This window comes from Armatimonas sp. (genome assembly GCF_043760365.1).
In the GTDB taxonomy this organism is placed as follows: domain Bacteria; phylum Armatimonadota; class Armatimonadia; order Armatimonadales; family Armatimonadaceae; genus Armatimonas.
This window is the reverse complement of the sequence record NZ_JAYUPA010000251.1, coordinates 1-2,039: the sequence shown is the minus strand read 5'-3', so window position 1 is coordinate 2,039 and position 2,039 is coordinate 1. Positions and strand designations below refer to the sequence as shown.

At 60.7% G+C, this 2,039-nt stretch carries 1 protein-coding gene; it reads left to right on the top strand.

Annotated elements, in window-relative coordinates:
- On the top strand, positions 1–2,039 hold a 2,039-nt coding region (locus ACH2EH_RS06050), incomplete at both ends, for an acyltransferase domain-containing protein (RefSeq protein WP_395139910.1).

Sequence of the window (2,039 nt, the reverse complement as noted above, 5' to 3'; positions counted from 1 at the left end):
AGCTGCCACTGGCCGATGTAGCCTACACCCTACGCGTCGGGCGACGGGAGTTTGCGCACCGACGTGCCGTGCGTGTGGAAGATCGTGCCGATGCTGTTGCGGCGCTGACCGACAAAAAACGTGGGGCATGGGGCAAGGCACTTGAAAACCCCGCACTCGCCTTTCTCTTTCCTGGCCAGGGTTCCCAGAGCTGCGGCATGGGCAAGAGCCTTTACGAGAGCAGTTCAACCTTCCGTGCTGCCGTGGACGAGTGCGCGGAGATTCTGCGTACGCCCCTTGGTCTCGATATTCGTGACGTGATCTTTGGCGACGACGAGACAGCCCTCAGTCAGACCGCGATCACGCAGCCCGCTCTCTTTGTGATTAGCTATGCCAGCGCGAAGTTCTATGAGTCGCAGGGCATCCTGCCTAGCGCCCTGCTGGGGCACAGCCTCGGGGAGTATGTCGCGGCGCACCTTGCCGGGGTTTTCTCGCTCCGTGATGCCCTCATCATTCTCGCGGAGCGAGCACGGCTCATGCAGAGCCTCCCCGGAGGCGCAATGCTCGCCGTACGCCTGCCCGAAGCTGACGCGGCGCCGCTCTTTGCGAAATTTGAGCTGTCACTAGCCGCTGTCAATGGCCCAAATCTCTGCGTCGGCTCGGGGACTTTTGAGCAGATCGCCGCACTCGAAGCCACGGGAATTGCCTGTAAGCGCCTGAAGACGTCGCATGCCTTCCACTCCGCCATGACCGAGCCGATCTTAGCGGAGTTTGAGCGCTTTGTTGCCGCAATGCCACGAAACGCTCCAACACGCCCGATTGTCTCGACGCGAACCGGCACCTGGCTCACCGAATCCGACGCGATATCGCCACGCTACTGGGCCGAGCAGCTTCGCAGTACCGTCCGCTTCGATGCAGCCCTCTCGGTTCTACTCGAAACTCCAAACTCGGTCTTTATAGAGTGCGGCCCCGGACGAATCCTCACGACGCTCGCCAAGCAGCGACCGGAAAAACCACGCACGCTCACTACAGACGATAACAACAACGACGACCCGCTGGCCCCGCTCTGGGTCGCCGGAGCTTCCTTGCCTGACCCCACCACGGCTCGCCGTGTCTCTTTGCCGACCTATCCCTTCGAGCGCCAGCGCTACTTTGCTCAACCAAAAATCAATGAAATTGTAACCACGCCTATGTCTGCACCTAGCCCCTTAATCCCCCTCGACCGTAAACCCCGCCTGCTCTCGGAGATTCAGGAGACCCTCTCAGATCTCTCTGGCATGGCGACAGCCGATATCGCCGCCGATGCCAGCTTCTCGGAGCTGGGCTTCGACTCGCTCTTTCTGACGCAGGCCGCGCAGGCGCTCGCCAAGCAGTTCGGCGTGAGCATTGCGTTTCGTCAGCTCATGGAAGATCTCTCGACACCTGCCGCTCTGACGGGCTACGTGGATAGCTTGCTAGCTCCCGAACCCATCCCCCAGCCCCTTCCCTCTTCGAAGGAAGGGGAGCCAGCATCCTCCCTACCCTCCTTCGTAGAGGGAGGGTGGCGGAGCGAGGTACGAGCGCAGCCGGGTGGGTTCGAGGCTCTTGTCGCCCAGCAGCTCGCGATCATGCAGCAACAGCTCGCACTGCTCTCCGGTGGCGTCGTCACCGCGCAAACGATTCCCATTGCCCCACCTGAGCCTGCTAAACCCACGCTAAACATCGCTTCTGCGCCCAATGTACCCGGTGCAGGCTCCCCCGTTATCGCAGGCGTGGGCGGCGAACCCACGGGCAACCATGGCCCATTCCGCCCTATTCAGAAAACGGCCACAGATGAGTTCACCCCCCAACAGCGAGCGCATCTGGCAGAGCTCACGGAAAAGTATCTCGCTAAGACAAGCAAGTCCCGTGAGTACACCATCCGGCACCGGGCAAAACTCTCCGATCCGCGTGCCGTGGCGGGGTTTAAGCCGTTCTGGAAGGATCTCGTCTACCCAATCGTCGCCGAGAGTTCTAAGGGCAGCCAGATCATTGACATTGACGGTAATAAATACGTTGATATGACAATGGGATTTGGGCTG